The 18,715-nt window shown below is 63.3% G+C and carries 18 protein-coding genes; 6 read left to right on the forward strand and 12 right to left on the reverse strand.

Features of this window, described 5'->3' with window-relative positions; translation table 11 throughout:
- The first annotated feature begins 3 nt into the window (after positions 1–3).
- Both yidC and yihA read left to right on the forward strand, forming a co-directional pair.
- Positions 4–1,863: a membrane protein insertase YidC gene (gene yidC, locus JI748_RS01540; protein ID WP_201634297.1), complete on the forward strand. Its 1,860-nt coding sequence runs from the start codon at positions 4–6 to the stop codon at positions 1,861–1,863.
- Between the two features lie 52 nt (positions 1,864–1,915).
- Entirely contained in the window at positions 1,916–2,560 is a 645-nt protein-coding gene (gene yihA / locus JI748_RS01545; RefSeq protein ID WP_164534592.1) for a ribosome biogenesis GTP-binding protein YihA/YsxC, read from the forward strand.
- 144 nt (positions 2,561–2,704) lie between these two features.
- Here the strand turns inward: yihA and JI748_RS01550 are convergent, their stop codons facing one another.
- The 6 genes from JI748_RS01550 to JI748_RS01575 all read right to left on the reverse strand — a co-directional run bounded on the left by JI748_RS01550 (position 2,705) and on the right by JI748_RS01575 (position 8,233).
- Positions 2,705–3,412 carry a type 1 glutamine amidotransferase gene (locus JI748_RS01550; protein ID WP_201634300.1) on the reverse strand — a complete coding sequence of 236 codons (708 nt, stop codon included), beginning with the start codon at positions 3,410–3,412 and terminating at the stop codon, positions 2,705–2,707.
- A 62-nt stretch (positions 3,413–3,474) separates the two neighbouring features.
- Positions 3,475–3,645, reverse strand: coding sequence for a hypothetical protein (locus JI748_RS01555; protein ID WP_201634303.1), 171 nt, complete (start codon positions 3,643–3,645; stop codon positions 3,475–3,477).
- A 61-nt stretch (positions 3,646–3,706) separates the two neighbouring features.
- Complete coding sequence (gene msrB, locus JI748_RS01560) at positions 3,707–4,186, reverse strand: peptide-methionine (R)-S-oxide reductase MsrB (protein WP_201636944.1); 480 nt, start codon at positions 4,184–4,186, stop codon at positions 3,707–3,709.
- Positions 4,187–4,364: 178 nt separating this feature from the next.
- Positions 4,365–4,925, reverse strand: coding sequence for a fasciclin domain-containing protein (locus JI748_RS01565; RefSeq protein ID WP_201634306.1), 561 nt, complete (start codon positions 4,923–4,925; stop codon positions 4,365–4,367).
- Positions 4,926–5,054: 129 nt separating this feature from the next.
- Positions 5,055–6,401, reverse strand: a complete 1,347-nt coding sequence (locus tag JI748_RS01570) for a sigma-54-dependent transcriptional regulator (RefSeq protein WP_201634309.1) — start codon at positions 6,399–6,401, stop codon at positions 5,055–5,057.
- A complete protein-coding gene (locus tag JI748_RS01575) occupies positions 6,398–8,233 on the reverse strand; it encodes an ATP-binding protein (RefSeq protein ID WP_201634311.1) in 1,836 nt (611 codons plus the stop codon). Before JI748_RS01575 ends, JI748_RS01570 begins: the two co-directional genes overlap by 4 nt.
- Before the next feature lie 185 nt (positions 8,234–8,418).
- Between JI748_RS01575 and JI748_RS01580 the strand changes: the two genes are divergently transcribed.
- The 3 genes from JI748_RS01580 (at position 8,419) to JI748_RS01590 (ending at position 11,441) form a co-directional block, all read left to right on the forward strand.
- Positions 8,419–9,399: a tripartite tricarboxylate transporter substrate-binding protein gene (locus JI748_RS01580; RefSeq protein WP_201634314.1), complete on the forward strand. Its 981-nt coding sequence runs from the start codon at positions 8,419–8,421 to the stop codon at positions 9,397–9,399.
- A 62-nt stretch (positions 9,400–9,461) separates the two neighbouring features.
- Positions 9,462–9,932: a tripartite tricarboxylate transporter TctB family protein gene (locus tag JI748_RS01585; RefSeq protein WP_201634317.1), complete on the forward strand. Its 471-nt coding sequence runs from the start codon at positions 9,462–9,464 to the stop codon at positions 9,930–9,932.
- A gap of 3 nt (positions 9,933–9,935) precedes the next feature.
- Entirely contained in the window at positions 9,936–11,441 is a 1,506-nt protein-coding gene (locus JI748_RS01590) for a tripartite tricarboxylate transporter permease (protein WP_201634320.1), read from the forward strand.
- A gap of 140 nt (positions 11,442–11,581) precedes the next feature.
- Here the strand turns inward: JI748_RS01590 and JI748_RS01595 are convergent, their stop codons facing one another.
- From JI748_RS01595 to fgd, 6 genes are all read right to left on the reverse strand, one after another.
- Positions 11,582–12,583: a TIGR03842 family LLM class F420-dependent oxidoreductase gene (locus JI748_RS01595; RefSeq protein ID WP_201634322.1), complete on the reverse strand. Its 1,002-nt coding sequence runs from the start codon at positions 12,581–12,583 to the stop codon at positions 11,582–11,584.
- A gap of 62 nt (positions 12,584–12,645) precedes the next feature.
- Entirely contained in the window at positions 12,646–13,434 is a 789-nt protein-coding gene (locus tag JI748_RS01600) for an ABC transporter ATP-binding protein (protein ID WP_201634324.1), read from the reverse strand.
- Complete coding sequence (locus tag JI748_RS01605) at positions 13,431–14,417, reverse strand: putative F420-0 ABC transporter permease subunit (protein WP_201634326.1); 987 nt, start codon at positions 14,415–14,417, stop codon at positions 13,431–13,433. The genes JI748_RS01600 and JI748_RS01605 overlap by 4 nt, the downstream gene beginning before the upstream one ends.
- A 186-nt stretch (positions 14,418–14,603) precedes the next feature.
- Positions 14,604–15,524: a putative F420-0 ABC transporter substrate-binding protein gene (locus JI748_RS01610; protein ID WP_201634328.1), complete on the reverse strand. Its 921-nt coding sequence runs from the start codon at positions 15,522–15,524 to the stop codon at positions 14,604–14,606.
- Between the two features lie 4 nt (positions 15,525–15,528).
- A complete protein-coding gene (gene cofE, locus JI748_RS01615) occupies positions 15,529–16,341 on the reverse strand; it encodes a coenzyme F420-0:L-glutamate ligase (protein ID WP_201634330.1) in 813 nt (270 codons plus the stop codon).
- A gap of 153 nt (positions 16,342–16,494) precedes the next feature.
- A complete protein-coding gene (gene fgd / locus JI748_RS01620; protein WP_201634332.1) occupies positions 16,495–17,499 on the reverse strand; it encodes a glucose-6-phosphate dehydrogenase (coenzyme-F420) in 1,005 nt (334 codons plus the stop codon).
- Positions 17,500–17,608: 109 nt separating this feature from the next.
- On the opposite strand from fgd, the gene JI748_RS01625 reads away from it, so the two are divergent.
- Positions 17,609–18,559 (forward strand): nucleoside hydrolase, encoded by a 951-nt coding sequence (locus tag JI748_RS01625; RefSeq protein WP_233280588.1) that lies wholly within the window; start codon positions 17,609–17,611, stop codon positions 18,557–18,559.
- The last annotated feature ends 156 nt before the right edge of the window (positions 18,560–18,715 follow it).

Below are 18,715 nucleotides of genomic sequence, written 5' to 3' on the forward strand. Positions count from 1 at the left end.
CCGATGAAATCTGACAATCGCAACATCATCCTTGCCGTCGTGCTCAGCATGCTGGTGCTGTTCGGCTGGCAGTTCTTTGTTGCCGGCCCGCAATTGCAGCGCGCCCAGGAACAGGCCGCCGCGCGCGATGCCGCCGCCGCTGCAGCACAGGCCGAAACAACAGAGCCGCTGGCCGTGCCGACCGTCAATGCTGATGGCACGACATCGACGCCGGCTGCTGCGGCTCCGGCCGATGCGGCGAGCCAGACCTTTGCCGATCGCGAGAGCGCCCTGGCCGCCAGCCAGCGCGTGACGATTTCAACGGCTGACCTTGAGGGCTCGATCAACCTCACCGGCGCGCGCATCGACGATCTGCAGCTCAAGAATTACCGCGAGACGGTGGACCCGCAGTCCCCGATCATCACGCTGCTCAAGCCTGCTGGCCTCACGGACGCTTATTTCATCGAGCAGGGTTTTGCTGCATCCGGCAACGCCGTTACCGTTCCCGATGCGCAGACCGTGTGGGCCGTTGAAGGCGCGAACACGACGCTTAGCGCCGAAACGCCGGTGACCCTGGTGTGGGACAATGGCGCGGGCCTCGTTTTCCGCCGCACCATCGCAGTCGACAATTTCTATCTTTTCACCGTCACGCAGACCGTCGAGAACCAGGGCGCTGGCGACGTCGCGCTCTTCCCCTACTCGCGCGTCGTTCGCCACGGCAATCCCAAGGTCCAGAACTTCTTCATCCAGCATGAGGGCCCGATCGGTGTTCTGGGCAACAACAATTATGTGTCGCGCAAGTATGGCGACCTGCAGAACGAAAAGCAGGTCGATTTCGCCTCGACGACGGGCTGGCTGGGCATCGCTGACAAGTATTGGGCAACCGCCGTGCTGCCCAAGCCGGGCGTGGGTATCAATGCGCGCTTCGCTTACTCCGCACCGGCCGGCACCAATGTGTTCCAGTCCAACTATGTGGAAACGCAGCCGGTCGTGGTTCCGGCCGGCGGCACGGTCAGCCATGAGTCCTACGTCTTTGCGGGCGCCAAGGAAGACCGCGTCATCGCGGGCTACCAGGAGACCTATGGCTTCGATCGCATCGAGCTTTTGATCGACTGGGGCTGGTTCCACTTCCTGACCAAGCCGATGCACTGGGCGCTGGTCAACCTTTATGCGCTGCTCGGCAATTTCGGCCTCGCGGTCCTTGCCGTGACCATTATCGTCAAGGCCATCTTCTTCCCGCTGGCCAACCGCTCCTATGCCTCCATGGCCGCGATGCGCCGCGTGCAGCCGGAAATGAAGGCGATCCAGGAGCGGCTCAAGGACGACCGTCCCGCCCAGCAGCAGGCGATGATGGAGCTTTACCGAAAGGAAAAGATCAATCCGCTGAGCGGCTGCTGGCCGATCCTGATCCAGATTCCGGTGTTCTTCGCGCTCTACACCGTTATCTTCATCAGCCTCGAAATGCGCCACGCGCCGTTCTTCGGCTGGATCCAGGATCTGGCGGCGCCCGATCCGACCAATATTTTCACGCTGTTCGGCCTGATTCCGTGGAATCCCACGGTCCTGCCGGTAATCGGTTCGTTCCTCCACCTGGGCGTCTGGCCGGTAATCATGGGCATCACCATGTGGGTGCAGATGCGCCTCAATCCGCCACCGCCGGATCCGACGCAGCAGATGATCTTCAACTGGATGCCGGTGATCTTCACCTTCATGCTGGGCACGTTCCCGGCGGGTCTGGTGATCTACTGGGCTTGGAACAACACGCTCTCGATTGCCCAGCAATGGTTCATCATGAAGCGGCATGGTGCCGAGGTGAACTTGTTCGGCAACATCATGAGCAGTTTCAGGCGCAAGCCGAAACCGGTCGAAACGACCAAGAGCTAATCCTTCGGGCCCGCCGCTCCTTCCGGCGGGCCTTTTCGTAAAGGGGGCCACAATGAGCCAGCCTGATTTTCCCACCGACATCATCGAGCGCGGGCGCCTCTTGTTCGCGCGGCCGTTCCTCTTCACCAAAGGCTGCGTGTCGATCAAGGACCTGCCGGAGCCGGATCGGCTCGAGATCGCCTTTGCGGGGCGGTCCAATGTCGGCAAGTCGAGCCTCATCAATGCGCTGTGCGGCACGTCGGGCCTGGCGCGGACCTCCAATACGCCGGGGCGGACGCAGGAGCTCAATATCTTTGAGTCGCAGAGCGAGCCTCTGCGCATCGTCGACATGCCCGGCTATGGCTATGCCAAGGCGCCAGAGCCCAAGGTCAAGGCCTGGACGAAGCTCGTGCATCAGTACCTTACCGGCCGCGCCACGCTGCGGCGTGTCTATGTGCTGGTGGATAGCCGCCATGGGCCCAAGGACAACGACCTATCGGTGATGAACGAACTCGACCGGGCGGCGGTGAGCTATCAAGTGGTGCTGACCAAGGTCGACAAGCCCTCGGCGACAGAGCTCGAGAAGGTCATTGCGTTGACCAAGCAGGCGATTGCCAAGCGTCCGGCGGCACATCCGGATGTGATCGAGACGTCGAGCGAGAAGAATCTGGGGCTTGGGCACTTGCGGTCGGAGATCGCGCTGCTGTTGGCGAGCTGAGGTTTCAGCCCATGAGCCCGCATGGTGAGGTGCGAAGCGTAGGGTAGCCTCGAACCATGGGCGCGGGTCAGCGGAGCATCGTGCCATGCCCTCGTCCTTCGAGACGCTTCGCTCCTCAGGATGAGGGCTACTGCGACAGTGGCGCTACCGTGTGCTGTCGAAGAAGTTGCGGATGATGGCGCGGAGTTTTTGCGAGTCGGAGGGCGTTTGCATCGAGGTGAGCGCCGCGTCGATGACCGTGCCTGGCGCCTTTTCGCGGCGCATTTCGACGAGTGCGGTGGCATAGGCGTCGTCGAATTCGGGATGGGGCTGGACGCTCATGGCGCGGCCGCTCCGGTAGACGAGGCCGGCATGGGGGGCAAAGTCGGAGGCGAGGAAAACGTCTGCCGATGGTGGCACCACGATGACCTGATCCTGGTGCGAACAGGCGACGGAGAGGGTCGCCGGTGCGTCACCCATGAAACCGGGGCGGCTCTCGATCCGGTAAGTGTGGCGTCCGAGGCCCCAGCCTTTTTCGGACTTGCGCACGTCGCCACCCAGCGCATCGGCCATAATCTGGTGACCGAAACAGACGCCGAGCATGGGCGTGCCATTGTCATAAGCGCGGCGGATGAAATCGCGGAGCGGTGGCAGCCAGGCATGGTCTTCGTAGACGCCGGCGGGTGAGCCGGTAATGACGATGCCTTCGAGGTCTGCGGGGTCGGGGAGGGTGCCGGATCGGGCATCGGCGTCATCGAAGCTCAGGCCCTCGCCGGTGGTTTCGAACATCTGCCGAAACATCAGAGGATAGTCATTGAACTGCGGCTGGAGATGGGCCGGGACGGCGCCGGTCTGGACGATGGTGAGCTTCATGAGGGGCAGCCTGGTGGATCTGCCCCTCACCTAAAGGCAATAACGGGCGCTTTCAATCGCGCTTAGTTGGAACCGTTATTCGGGCGAGCCTTGTCGCCGCCTTCGCGCGTATCCTTGGTCTTGGCATCGGCGGTCTGACCGAATTCGGTGCCGCCCAGGTGACCGCCGGTATCGACCTTGTCGAGCTGCGGATCGGCCTTGGAGCCTTGGTCTTTGGTGCTGTTCTGGGACATCGGAAATCCTCCTATAATGAGCGGGACCAATGATCCCGCCCCTGTGAGGTTCCCCGAAAGATCAGGCGGCGGCGAAGCGCAGGGCGACGCCGTTGATGCAGTAGCGCAGGCCAGTCGGCTGCGGGCCGTCTTCGAACACGTGGCCCTGGTGACCGCCGCAATTGCTGCAATGGACTTCAGTGCGGGTCATGAACAGCGAGTCGTCGACGGACGTGCCGATAGCGCCTGGAATGAAGGTATAAAAGCTTGGCCAGCCGGTGCCGCTGTCGAATTTGGTTTCGGAGGCAAACAGAGCCTGGTCGCAGCCGGCGCAATGGAACGTGCCCGCGCGGTGCTCGTCGTTTAAAGGCGAGGTAAAGGCGCGCTCGGTGCCTTCATGACGCAGGACATCGTAGGCCGCTGGGTCGAGCTTTGCCTTCCATTCGTCGTCGGAAAGTTTGAAGGGGAAATCGCCTTCAGCGGCGCTGATCGTGCGCGCGAGGCCGAGGGCGGTCAACAGTCCGGCAACGGCGCCGGAGGCAAGCAGGGTGCGGCGGGTCATGGTCATGGGTCTCTCCCGTTAAAAGAAAAACCCGGCGCCGTCCGGCAAGAAGCCGGACGACACTGGGCGAAAGACGCGTCCCACCAACGCGAGGGCAACGCTGGGGGTCGCGCATGGGTCTTGCCGGCGGGCGGCAAGACCTCCTTCACTGCGCCATTCGTTGTGGCGCGGTGATTGGTTACGACTTCGGCGTCAGAACGGCGTCGATAACGTGGATCACGCCGTTGGACTGAATGACGTCCGGGATCGTGACGTTGGCAACGGTGCCGTTTTCGTCGGTCACGGTGACCTTGCCGCCGTCGGCCTTGAGGGTCAGCTTGCAACCGCCGACGGTGTCAACAACATGCTCGCCGCCATCGGCTTCAACCATGCCGACGATGTCGGTGGAAAGTGCCTTGGCCGGGATCACGTGGCAGGTCAGGATCTGGGTCAGCATTTCCTTGTTTTCTGGCTTCAGCAGGGTTTCGACTGTGCCGGCCGGAAGAGCATCAAACGCTGCATTGACAGGGGCGAGGACGGTGAACGGGCCTTCGCCGGACAGGGTTTCGACGAGGCCAGCAGCCTGGACTGCGGCAACCAGCGTGGTGTGGTCAGCAGAGTTCACGGCGTTCTCGACGATGTTCTTGTCGGCGAACATGGCAGCGCCACCGACTTCTGGGTTTTCCTGGGCGTAAGCAACGCCGGAGAGGGCGCCAAAGCTCAGAACGGCAGCAACAGACAGAGCACGAATGGAGATCATGGGGAGTTCCTTCCTGTTTAAATCTTGGTCCCGTCTTGCTGGGGACGAAGAGAGATACGGAAGGTTCGAAAGACCAGTTTCGAGGAAAACGCAGATATTTATTATTTCGATCAGGGAACCAAAACAGGGTCACCGACGTACGCGAAGCCTGCTCATCTTCTCCGCCAGCGTGCGTCGCGGCACCTGCAGCGCTTCGGCCGTTGCCGCGATGGAATCCTCGTTGCGGTCGAGTTCGGTTTCGATCACGTGACGCTCGTAGGCAGCTAATCGTTCTCCCAGGCTGTTGCCGGCAGCGATTGGCGCCCGTTGGCCAATGATGTCGCTGATCGAACGGCCGGTGGCGCCGAGGCCCAGCGCGAAGCGGTCAGCGGCTCCCTTGAGCTCACGGACATTGCCCGGCCAAGCGTGGGAGAGGAGCGCACTGATGTCAGCGGGATGAAGGCTCGGTACGGGCCGACCGAAGCGGCGGGCGGCATCGGCCAGGAAGTGATGAAAAAGGATGACGCTGTCGTCGCCTCGGGCCCGCAGCGGTGGCAGGTGGAGCTCTGCCATGTTCAGCCGGTAATAAAGATCGGCCCGGAAGCGTCCCGCCTGACTCTCCGCGGCAAGATCGGCCTTGGACGCCGCCACGATGCGCAGATCGAGCGGGATCTGCCGGTTCGAGCCCAGGCGTTCGACCACGCGCTCCTGGATGACGCGCAGCACCTTGGCTTGGGCCAGGAGCGGCATGGATTCAATTTCGTCGAGCAAAAGCGTGCCGCCATTGGCATATTCGAACTTGCCGATGCGCTGGCCGCCAGCGCCGGTAAAGGCGCCGCTCTCGTGGCCGAACAATTCGCTCTCGATGAGTTCAGCGGGAATGGCAGCGCAGTTGACGGCGACGAAGGCGCCCTTGGCCCGGGGCGAAAAATCGTGAAGGCAACGGGCGACGACTTCCTTGCCGGTCCCGGTTTCGCCGAGGACGATGATGTCGGCGGGGATCGAGGCCAGCTCGAGCACAGAGCGACGGAGTTCTTCCATGATACGAGAGGAGCCGACGAGTCGGGTGGCCAATTCGGTCTCGCCGCCATCGAGCTTGCGTCGCAGATCCGCCAATTCCCGCTTGAGCCGTGCCTGCTCCGCGGCGCGGCTGATGGAGGCGACAAGCTGATCCGGCACATAGGGCTTTTGCAAAAAGTCGAAGGCGCCGGCGCGCATGGCTTCAACGGCCATTGGAACGTCGCCATGGCCAGTGATCAGGATCACCTCGGTGGGAAGGCCGCGCTCGTTGATGGAGCGCAGGAGGTCGAGGCCTGAAAGGCCGGGCATGCGGACGTCGGTCAGCACCACATGGGGATGCTTGTCGTCGATCACGGTCATGGCTTCGCCGACATTGGCGGCCGTGGCCGTGGCAAAACCGGAGAGACGCAGCCATTGGTCGAGCGCCGTGCGCACCATTTCTTCGTCGTCGATGATCAGGACGGAGGGCTCGGTCATGCGGATACTCGTGTGGCGGCAGAAAAGGCTGTGGGCAGGGAAATGGTGAAGGTTGATCCCTGGCCGGGAGAGGAGCGGGCCGTGATGGTGCCGCCGCTGTCCCGCACGAGGCCATAGGAAATGGAGAGGCCAAGACCGAGGCCCTTGCCGGCAGGCTTGGTGGTGAAGAACGGATCGAAGAGGGACGAGAGGTCCGATGCTGTGATGCCGGCGCCGGTATCGGTCACGGCGATTTCGATATGGCCGTTGCGATCGGTGACGCCGATCGAGAGGACCCGCAGCGGCGTTTCGGCCATTGCGTCGGCAGCGTTGGCGATGAGGTTGATCAGGACCTGCTCGAGGTGGACCGGGTTGGCGGCCACGGCGAGCGGGGGACGTGGCCGGCGATATTCTATATCGACGCCGACCTGACGGAGGCGGTGATCCGTCAGGTCGAGCGCATTGGCGATGGCAGAACCGATGTCGGCCTCCATGGCCACGCGCGTTTCCTTGCGCGCAAAGATCTTGAGGTGACCGGTAAGCGTTGCTAGGCGTTCAACGACCTTGTCCATAGCGCCAATGATGGGGCCGAGTTCACCCGTACCGCGCCGCTGCTCGATCAATCGCGCGCTGGCAAGATGAGTGGTGAGCGCTGCGACGGGCTGGCTGACTTCATGGGCTACCCCGGCAAGCGCCTGGCCGAGGCTCGCCATCTTGGCGGCCTGCACCAGACCATGCTGGGCCTCGCGCTCGGCCCGTTCCGCACGCACCCGGTCGGCGATTTCAGCGCGGAGCTGCTCGTTGACGGCATGCAGATCCTCGGTGCGCTCCGCCACGCGCTGTTCCAGCCGCTCGTGATCGGCAAGCCGCTGGGCCACGAGGCGTCGCCGCTGTTCGAACAAGACGAGGATCAGAAGCAATGCGGCGCAGGCGAGGGAGGCGGCGCTCGCCATGGTGAGGGCGCCGCCATAAAGCGGCGACAACGGTGTTAGCGACAAGAGCTTCCAGCCGTGCTTTGGCAGGCGGAGTTCGCGCAGCACGAAGTAGCCGGAGGTTTCGGGATCGTTGCCGGACAGGAGGGCAAATTCGGCGCCGCGTGAAAACCAGCGATCGGTGATGATGCCGGTATTGTCGACGCCGTTTTCGCCGTAGCGCTGCTGGGTCGAAATGCCGGCGAACTGGGATCGGGGAATGGTTTGGAGGGGACGGTAGCGCCAATCGGGACGTGTGGAGAGGATCACCACGTCGTTGATGTCGGTGATGCCGATAAGCTCTCCCGATTGCCACCAGGTGGCTTCGATCTCGCCGAGGTTGATCTTGGTGACCGCGACACCCATCGGGCCATCGGGACCATCGACGCGTTGCGACAGGAAGTAGCCGGGAACGCTCGTTGAAATGCCAAAGGCATAATATTCGGTGCGGCCACGCTGCATCGCATCGGCAAAGTAGGGGCGGAAGGAATAATTGGTGCCTACGAGGCTGGTCAGCGTCCACCAATTGCTGGCGGCGACGACGCTGCCATTTTCCTCCATGAGGAAGATTTCGCCCGCGCCCGCGGTTTCGTTGAGCTTGCTCAGATAGCCATTGGCCGCCTCGACGGCTGCAGGGTCATCGGGGCGCTCCAGCGCTGCCCGGCTTTCGGGTGCCTGCGAGATCGCAACGGGAAGATAATGGAAGCGCTCGATGATGGCTTCGAGGGTACGATCGAATAGCGTCAGCCGCCGCTGCGCGCCTTCGCCGGCACTGCGCACGGCAGCGCTCAGAGTCACTTCGAAGACGATCCAGAAGGTCAAAGCGACAACGGCAAGCCCGATGGCCGTGAAGGTCAGCTGACGACGTCGGAACTTGAGCATGGCCCATCTCAAATGCGCACCTTGGCAAGATTTCGCCAGGGCGCGGAATAGCGCAGGCAAGTTCTTGCCAAAAATTTTAACACGCTGCGCGGCAAATGCATATCTGCCTTGCGTTTCGAACTTGGCATGGGCTTTGCAAAGCTTGGTCTAGCCCTAGTGGGCTAACCTTTCGGGAGGAAAACATAATGAAATCCATCGTCACCAAACTCGCGGCCGGCCTCGTCGCCGTATCGGCACTTAGCGGCATCGCTTTTGCCCAGGAATACCCCAGCCAGCCCGTCACCATCGTCGTGCCCTTCGCTGCGGGCGGCCCGACCGACACCGTGACCCGCCTGGTCGCCGCCGCAATGAGCGAAGATCTGGGCCAGCAGGTCGTGGTGCAGAATGTCGGCGGCGCTGGCGGTACGCTTGGCGCGGGCCAGGTCGCGGCTGCAGCCAATGATGGTTACACGCTTCTGCTGCACCATATCGGTATGTCGACGGCGCCGGCGCTCTATGCCAGCCTGCCCTTCGACCCGGTGACCGACTTTGCGCCCATCGGCCTTGTCACCGAAGTGCCGATGACAGTCGTGGCGCGTAAGGATCTCGAGCCGGCCGACATTGGTGCGCTGATCACCTTCATCAAGGAAAACGGCGAGAACATCACCTATGGCAATGCCGGTATCGGTGCTGCTAGCCAGCTCTGCGGCTTGCTGCTGCAGGATGCGCTGGAGGTCAAGATGACCGAAGTGCCGTATCAGGGCACGGGCCCTGCCATGACCGATCTTCTGGGCGGCCAGATCGACATGATGTGCGACCAGACCACCAATACGACGAGCCAGATCCAGGCCGGCGAGATCAAGGCCTATGCCGTGACGACCCCGGAACGGGTCGCCATTCTGCCGGACCTGCCGACCCTTGCCGAAAGCGGCGTGCCGGACTTCAACCTCTCCGTCTGGCACGGGCTTTACGCTCCGGCTGGCACCGATCCGGCGATCATCGAACGCCTGACCGCATCGCTCCAGGCTGCGCTAGCCGATGAAAGCGTCGCCAACAGCTTTGCCGAGCTCGGCACTGCGCCGGTCGCCGCCGACCAGGCGACGCCCGAAGCCCTGGCGGCACAGCTCGAGAGCCAGATCGGGCTTTGGGGCGAGGTCATCTCGGCGGCCGGCGTTTCGGCTCAGTAAGCACAATAAGGCGGGCGCCGGGTCATCGGCGCCCGTTCCATTCCGGTCTTCGGGAGGAAGACATGGCCGTCAATGTTTCGCGGAACGATCTTGCCGCGGGGGCGATGTTTGTCGCCTTCGGCAGCTATTTTGCGATCGAAGCGCTCAAATACGAATTCGGTACGCCGTTCCGCATGGGGCCCGGCTTCATGCCCGTGCTGTTGGGCGGCATTCTTGTGGCGCTGGGCGTGGCCGTTGCCGCGCAGGGGCTGCGAAAGGGCGCGGACGATGCAGCGCCGCCCTGGCCGTGGCGCGGCTTCGTTCTGGTGCTGGGCACGATCCTTTTCTTTGCAGCGACGGTTCGTGGCCTTGGCTTTCTGCCCACCGTCACCATCGCGACCTTTGCCGTCGCCATGTCGAGCACGCGCAATTCGGTGCTGTCGTCGCTGGTTATCGCAATCGGCCTTTGCGTGCTCTGCTATCTGATCTTCGTCGTCGGGCTCGGGATGATCATCCCGCTGGTCGGACCCTGGCTGCAGTTTGGAGGCGCTTGAGCCATGGACCTCTTCTCATCGCTTTCGCTAGGCTTCTCGGTCGCCCTCGATCCGTTCAACGTCCTTTACTGCTTCCTCGGCGTGTTGCTCGGGACGCTGGTCGGCGTGCTCCCCGGCATCGGTCCGACGGCAACCATCGCGATGCTGTTGCCGATCACCTTTTCGCTCAATGCGGAAACAGCGCTGATCATGCTCGCGGGCATCTATTACGGCGCCCAGTACGGTGGTTCGACCACGGCCATCCTTATCAACCTGCCGGGCGAGTCCTCGTCTGCGGTGACAGCCATCGACGGCTATCAGATGGCGCGCAAGGGCAGGGCGGGTGCGGCGCTTGCGACGGCGGCCATCGGCTCGTTCTTTGCCGGCTCGGTGGCGACCTTTATCCTCGCCGCCTTTGCACCACCGCTGGCGCGTGCGGCCCTCAATTTCGGGGCGCCGGAATATTTCTCGCTGATCGTTCTGGGGCTCCTGGTCTCGATTGCTCTGGCGCATGGCTCGATCCTCAAAGCGCTGGCGATGATCGTGCTCGGGCTGTTGCTCGGCATGGTCGGGCAGGACATTTATACCGGCACCCCGCGTTTCACCTTCGGCGTCCGCGAAATGTTTGGCGGGCTCAACTTCGTCGCCGTTGCGGTGGGCGTGTTCGGCATCGCCGAAATCCTGCGCAACCTCGAAAACGAGACGGAGCGCGAGGTGGGGGTGAAGAAGGTCACCAACCTTTTCCTTACGCGCGAGGATATCCGCCGCATCATCTGGCCGATCCTGCGTGGAACCGGCCTCGGCTCGGTGCTCGGTATCCTGCCGGGCGGCGGACATATCCTTTCGTCCTTTGCCTCCTACTCGGCGGAAAAGCGGCTCTCCAAGCACCCCGAAGAGTTCGGCAAGGGGGCGATCGAGGGCGTTGCAGGACCTGAATCTGCAAATAATGCGGCAGCCCAGACCAGCTTTATTCCGCTGATGACGCTGGGTATTCCGGCGCATCCGGTGATGGCGCTGATGATCGGAGCCTTCATTCTCCAGGGCATCACGCCGGGACCGAACGTCATCAACGAACAGCCGGCGCTGTTCTGGGGCATTATCGCCTCGATGTGGATCGGCAATCTCCTGCTCGTCATCCTCAACCTGCCGCTGGTGGGGCTATGGGTGAAGATGCTGTCGATTCCCTATCGCGTGCTGTTTCCGGCGATCGTGCTATTCGCCTGTATCGGGACGTTTTCCATTAACCAGAACATCTACGATATCTACGCCATCGCCTTCTTCGGGCTCGTGGGGTACCTGCTGATCCGCTTCGGTTGCGAACCTGCGCCGCTGCTGCTCGGCTTCGTGCTCGGGCCGCTGCTGGAAGAGCATCTGCGCCGCGCCATGATCATCTCGCGTGGCGATCCGATGATCTTTATCGAACGCCCGATCTCGGCGACGCTGCTAGGCCTGGCCGTGGCGGCAGTGCTTATCGCGGTACTGCCCTCGATCCGGCGCAAGCGCAAGGAAGTGTTTGTCGAGGACGATTGAGGGGCTCAGGTAGGCCCCCTCACCCGCCGCTTCGCGGCGACCTCTCCCCCAGAGGGAGAGGTAAGAGTGCCAAACGCCGCGGAGCGGCGCCTCTCCCTTGGGGGAGAGGTCGGCCGCAGGCCGGGTGAGGGGGCTTTAACTTACCGGAACGCCGGGATCACATGCCGGCCGTAATTGGCAATGATTTCTTCTTCGTCGCCGCTGTCGAGGTAGATGTTGAACTGCGTTACGCCGGCGGCTTCCAGCGCGTGGATCTTGCTGATGTGCTCGTCGGGTTCGCCGAGAACGCAGAAGCTTTCGACGACGTCGTCGGTGATGAAATCGAGATAGGGGTTATCGGCCTGGCCGTGCTTCGAGTAGTCGTAGCCGCGGCGCTTTTCGATGTAGCTAGTAAGGCTTTGCGGGACCTTGTCGCTATCGGAGCCATATTTTTCAACGATATCGGCGACGTGGTTGCCGACCATGGCCGGGAACCACTTCACCTTCTCAATGGCGCGCTTCTTGTCGCCGAAATAGGCGGGGGCGGCGGCCATGGAGCGGTAATTGCTCATGTCCTTGCCGGCTGCCTGGCCGGCTTCGATGCACTGGTCGGTGAACCACTTGCAGAGCCCCGGATCGGCGATCTGCAGCACGACGCCATCGGCGCTTTCGCCGGCGGTCTTGAGGGCTAGTGGGCCATAGGCGGCGATCCAGCTCGGCATTTCGTGGCCGACGGCCCAGGGGAACTGTACGGCAGCTGGAATTTCACCGTAGGAGACCTCTTCACCACGGACCATGGCCTTGGTCTTGTCGATGAATTCGGCAACCCGCTTGAGGGTCGCGGGCTTTTTGCCCATGACGCGCATGGAGCTATCACCGCGTCCGACCGCAAGGTCGAAGCGGCCGCCGGATTGCTTGGAAAGCGAGCCGAAAATCGATGCGGCGACGGACCAGTCGCGGACGTCCGGGTTGGTGACGAGGGGACCGAAACGCATGTTTTGCGTGTGTTCCATGCACATGGCGATGGCGGCGTAGCAGTCGCGCCAGAGAATGTGGCTGTCATAGAACCAGCAATAGGAGAAGCCGGCATATTCGGCGGCGCGGACCAGGTAGCGCGCGCGATCCGCTTCGATAAAGCCCTTGAAGGTAATGCCGAATTCCATGTGTCCCCCGCCGTCAGAAATTTGACCAGTCGATCAAAATTTGTGCGGCGGCACGGCGATTGTCAATCGGGATTCGGCGCGGCGTCGTCGAAGACGATGAGAGGCCTGAGTGGGTCTTTGCTGTCACCGAGGTGAGCGTTTACGCCGTAAACTGAGAGCATAAGCGCGGGCGTGAGCACGGAGTGCGGTGGCCCCTCGGTCTTGAGGCGTCCGTTGGCCAAAACGACGAGATGATCGCAGTAGCGGGACGCGAGGTTGAGGTCGTGGAGCGCGAGGACGATGGTCGTCCCGGTCTCGGCTTTTCGCCGCAAAAGGGAGAGCAGTTGCAGCTGGGCGCGAATGTCGAGATGGCTGGTGGGCTCGTCGAGAAGCAGCAGGCGCGGCACTTGCGCCAGCGCGCGGGCGAGGTGAACGCGCTGCTGCTCGCCACCGGAGAGGGTGGAAAAGCGGCGCTCGGAGAAGGCGGTCATGCCGGTTTCGGCGAGGGCGGCTTGGATGATGGCCCCGTCCACCGGCGAGGGCTCGGCCTGCCAGGCGGGCTCGAAGGGGATGCGTCCGAGGGCGACGACGTCGCGGACGGTCAGGCGCTCTTCGGTGGATGCGGATTGCTCGACATAGGCGACGAGGCGGGCGCGATCGCGGCGATGCATGTGGCGGAGGTCGTGCTCACCAAAATGGGCGGTGCCGGTGGCAGTGGCCTGGCCCAGCAGAGCCTGCAGCAGCGTGGATTTGCCAGCGCCGTTGGGTCCAATGAGGCCGGTAACGGCGCCAGCCGGGGCGGAGAAGCTGACGCCCGAGAGAATGGGCCTGTTGGATTTGCTGACGGAAAGGTTTTCGACGCGGAGGCTCACGTGACCCTCCGGTAGCGGAGGAGAATGATGAGGAAGACCGGGGCGCCGAGAAGCGCCGTGATGATGCCGACGGGCAGTTCGCGCGGGTCGAACAGGGTGCGGGCGGCGGTGTCGGTCCAGAGCATGAAGATGGCGCCGACCAGCATGGCTTGCGGCAGCAGCAGGCGGTGGCGGGCGCCGAGCACCAGGCGGACGATGTGTGGCACGACGAGACCTACGAAGCCGATGGCGCCGCCGATCGACACCATAATGCCGGTGAGGAGCGCGGTGGCTGCGAGCAGGGTCCAGCGCAGGCGCGGGACGTCGATGCCGAGAGCGGCGGCGGCGCTGTCGCCAAAGGCAAAGGCATCGAGCGCTCGGGCATTGAAAAGGATGACCGGGCCGCCGAGCAGCAGGGCCACGCCGACGAGACCGGCATCGGACCAGAGGGCGCCGGACAGCGAGCCCATGAGCCAGCTCAGGATTTCGCGATAGCTGTCGCCGGTGGCAGACCAGAAGATCAGGAACGAGGTCGCGGCAGTCGCCAAGGCTGAGATGCAGATGCCGGCAAGGATGGCGCGCGAGGGGGTGGCGCCGCCGAGCAGGCGGGCGACGGCAAGGGCGAGAAGGAGGGCGCCAAGGCTGCCGAGGAAGGCTCCGACCGGCATCAGGAGCGCGGCACCGGCGAGAAGAAACAGCACTGCCCCGAGGGCCGCGCCTGAGGAGAGGCCGAGAAGGTAGGGGTCGGCCAGAGGATTGCGGGTGAGCGCCTGCATGACGGTGCCGGACAGCGCGAGGCCGGCACCGGTAGCCATGGCGACGAGAACGCGCGGGAGGCGGAGTTCCCAGATGATGGCGTCGCGCAGGCGGGAGGCGGGGGCGTCGGCGAGGCCGATGTGGTGGAGGATGGAGGTCCAGACTTCGGCAGGGGTGATGTCGGCGGGGCCGATGGTGACGGCTAGGAGGGCGCTAAGAATGAGGAGGAAGCATAGCAAAAGCTTCACAACGAAAAGGCTGCATCCGACACCCCCTCCCTAGCGACGCTAAGCCTCTGGCTAAGCTCTGCTACCCTCCCCTCAAGGGGGAGGGTGAAGGGTGCGGTGTCACCTTCCCCCTTGAGGGGAAGGCAAGCAGAGCTTGGGTCCGAAGGACCCTTAGCGGCGCTCGGAAGGGGGTACTTCACGAAAGGCTCAATCGAAGCTGATCTCGGCCATTTGCTCGGCCATATCCACCGCCGCCGGGATGGTGCGGACGCCGGCTTCGGAGGCGGGGAAGGGGATGATGAGGTAGCGCTCGTCTCTGACCGCGTCGAGTTTGCTTGTGATCGGATTTTCGGCGAGGAGCTGTTTTTTTTGGGTTGCCGAATTCCAGGCGGCATCGACGAGGATGATGACATCGGGATTGGCATCGACGACGGCTTCCCAGCTTGCCGAGATCCAGCCTTCGTCAACGTCGCCGAAGATGTTCTCTAGGCCCAAGAGCTCCATTACCACGGCGGGGGCATTGTTGCCGGCGCCGACATAGGGCGTTTTGGTGCCGGAGGAATACCAAAGCGCGGTGCGGCCCTCGCCATAGGGCTCGATGCGGTCGCGCATGGCGCGCTGGCCCTCGACCAGCACGTCGGCATCGAGGTCACGGTCGAAGATGCGGCCCATTTCGCGGAATTCGTCGAACAGTACGTCGGTGGTAAGCTTGGGTGGCTTGATCGAGCGGCAGGCGGCGGGGGCGACATAGGTGTTGACGCCGAGTTGCTGAAGCGTTGGGCGTTCTCCGGCGCCGTCCGCGGCGAAATTGCTTTCCCAGCCGCCATAGATGAAGTCGGGTTCGGTTTCGAGAATGACTTCCTGGCTGGGCAGCTTGTCGGAAAGCACCGGCAGATCGGTCTGGAGCGCCTCGGGCAGCGGCCCGTCCTGGAAGCCGACGCCGACGATGCGATCGGCAAGGCCCAGCGACAGCAAGAGTTCGGTGGAAGTCGACTTGATGGCGACGGCGCGCTCGGGGGCAGCGTCGAAAGTGACGCTCGTGCCGCAATTGTCGATCGTTAGCGGATAGGTGGTTTGCGCCAAAGCAGGGGCGCTGAGCAGCAGGAAGGCGAGGGCGGCGAAGCGCATGGGTTTAGTCCTGACGCTGCTTGGATGCGGCTTTGAGCTCGGCCAGCGCAGCCTGGTAGCCGAGGCGATAGGCTTCGGCGGAGCCAAAGCGAAACATGTCGTCGTCGCCGGTGCGGGTGAGGGTGCGCGCGCCGGGAGCGTCGAGGCCCTGCACGTAGCGGCCGAGGCCGCGAACGACGGCAACGGGAATGTTGCTGGTCTTGCCTTTGACGAGGTCTGCGGCGCCGGCGATCTCGTCGGCGATCACGGCCTGCGTCACGTGCAAAGGGCGGCCATTGGCGTCGACGGCGCCGCGCAGGTCGTCGGTCAGTTGCATTCCGGCGGCACCGATCGCCATGTCGGTCTGGCCAACCCGCCAGGCCCGGCCGATAGTGTCGGTGATGATGATGGCGATGTCGATGCCGAGCCGCTGGCGCAGGCCAGCGCAGAGCGCAAGCGCGGAGGCGTCGGGATCGAGTGGCAGGCGAAGGGCGGTGCCGTCGGGCACATTGGACATGTCGATGCCGGCGGCGGCCATGACGAGGCCCTGGCGGGTTTCGACGATCCGGAACGTGCCGCCGGGATGTACGCGTTCGGCGACGACACGCACGGTGTCCTCGGCAATGGCGCGTTCGCGCTCGGCGGCGGGCACCTGCATGCCTTCCGATTTTGAAACGATCTTGGAGGTGACGACGAGGATGTCGCCGGCCTGGAGGGCGAGGTTCGGATCGGTTTCGGCCTGGGCAGCGACGGCGTCGGCGATCAGCGCGACGAGGTCGTCACCCACGGCGACTTCCGGGATGCCGGTAATGCCCCAGACGGAAAAGCGGGGAGTCATGTCAACCTCGCGTCCTCAGAAAGATCGCAATGGCTGCCCCATCCTCAATGTCATCCCGGCCTTGAGCCGGGATCCATCTTGAGATCTCGGGATGGGCCCCGGCCTTCGCCGGGGTAACAGCCGGTGGGCGTGGGTACAGCGTGCCCCTAATGGTCATTGCTTCACCACCCTCCGCAGCCTCGGCAGGATCTCCCGGGCGTATAGATCGAGGAAGCGGCTTTGGTCGGGGCCGGGGGCGTGGAAGACCAAATGGTCGAAGCCGTAGTCGATATAGGTCTGGATCCTGGCGACGTGCTCATCGGGGTCGGAGGAGACGATCCAGCGCTTGGCGACGCGCTCGATCGGCAGGGCGTCGGCGAGGCGTTCCATTTCCTCGGCATCCTGCACGGAGTGTTTTTCCTCGGCGGAAAGGGAAAGCGCGGCCCAGTGGCGGGTGTCGTTGAGGGCGCGATCGGCATCGGTGTCGAAGGAGACCTTGACCTCGATCATGCGCTCGAAGGGCTTGGTCTTGAGCTCGCTTTCGGCGCGCCCGATTTCGACATTGGGCAGGAGTTCCTGCGTATAGAGCTCGGCGCCCTTGCCGGAGGTACAGATAAAGCCGTCGCCGGCGCGGCCGGCATATTTGGCGTTGAGCGGTCCGCCGGCGGCGATGTATATCGGCACCGGCTCGGCGGGCTTGTCATAGATCGTGGCGTTGACGGTCTTGTAGTATTCGCCTTCGAAGGAAACGCGATCTTCGCTCCAGAGCTTGCGGATCAGCCGGATGGCCTCGCGCAGGCGGGCAGAGCGTTCCTTGAGCTCTGGCCATTCGATGCCGGTGGCGGGCACTTCGTTGAGGCCCTCGCCGGTGCCGACGCCGAGGATCACGCGGCCGGGAAACATGGCACCCATGGTGCCGAAGGCGTGGGCCACGACGGTGGGGTGAAGCCGGAAGGTCGGCGTCAGCACTGAGGTGCCAAGAATGATCTTTTCGGTGCGGGCGAGAACGGCGGACATCCAGCCCGGCGCGAACGGCGCGTGGCCGTCGGTGTGCTTCCAGGGCTGGAAATGGTCGGAGACCCAGACGCTGTCAAAGCCGGCCTGTTCGGCTTCAACGGCGAAGCGCAGAAGATCATTGGGGGCGAATTGTTCCGCCGATGCCTTATAACCGAACCGCATGCCGTCCCTCCGCTCGATATTTGATCGTTTGGTCAAAAATTGTCGATAGTCAAGCTGGCGCATGCTAGGTCAGGGGCAACAAGAGCTATTCTAGAAGATGGACAGAACGATGAAAGTGATTTTCGACACCGATCCCGGCATCGACGATGCGATGGCGCTGCTTTACCTCAGCAAGCTGCCCCAGATCGAACTGCTCGGCATCACGACGGTGGTCGGCAATGCCAGCATCGAAAAGACAACGCGCAACGCGCTCTATCTGCGCCAGCAATTCGGCATTTCGGCGCCGGTGGTGCAGGGCGCGGGTGAAACGCTGGATGGCGTCAAAAAGCAGGAGCCGGCGATCGTTCATGGCGACGACGGACTGGGCAATATCGACATTCCCGAGGTCGACCGCGGCGGGCTCGACGGGCGGGTGGCGAGCCAGTTCATCATCGATACCGTCAAGGCCAATCCGGGCGAGGTGACGATCATCGCCGTGGGTCGCATGACCAACCTGGCGCTGGCGCTGCGGGCTGAACCGGGCATCGCAAAACAGGTCAAGCAGGTCATCATCATGGGCGGGGCCTTTGGCTACAAGGGCCGGAGCGGCAATGTCACGCCGCTGGCGGAAGCCAATATTTATGGCGACCCGGTGGCGGCGGACGAGATGTTCGCGGCGGAATGGCCGGTGGTCGTGGTGGGGCTCGACGTGACTCATGATATCGTGCTCGACACCGACTATCTCGCGGCGCTGTCGCGCGATGTGGGCGCCAATGGCGAGCTGCTGCGCAAGATGAGCGAGCATTACGCCCATTTCTACAACAACATCATGGGCATCAATGGCGTGGTCGGGCACGATCTTCTGGCGGTGACCTATGCGCTTCATCCCGAATGGTTCGAGACGCGGCGAGGGCCGATCGTGACCATTACCGAGGGTCTGGCGACGGGGCAGACGGCGCAGATGCCGGAAACGCGTAAGGGTGGGGACCCGGCCTGGGCGGGGCGGCCGGTGCAGACGATCTGTACGGATGTGGACGGGGCGAAGGTCTTGGAGCATTTTCGGGTGACGGTTGCGGGCTAAGGTGTCATCCCCGCGCAGGCGGGGATCCATCCTGAGATCTCAAGATGGGCCCCGGCTCAAGGCCGGGGTGACAGCAGGTGATTGTTAAGACACCTTGCTAAAGCGCTAATGTGAGCCGCCACTGAGCTTACTTTCCGCGCTCGCACGAAGCCACTT

This window comes from Devosia rhizoryzae (genome assembly GCF_016698665.1).
Taxonomy (GTDB): Bacteria; Pseudomonadota; Alphaproteobacteria; order Rhizobiales; family Devosiaceae; genus Devosia; species Devosia rhizoryzae.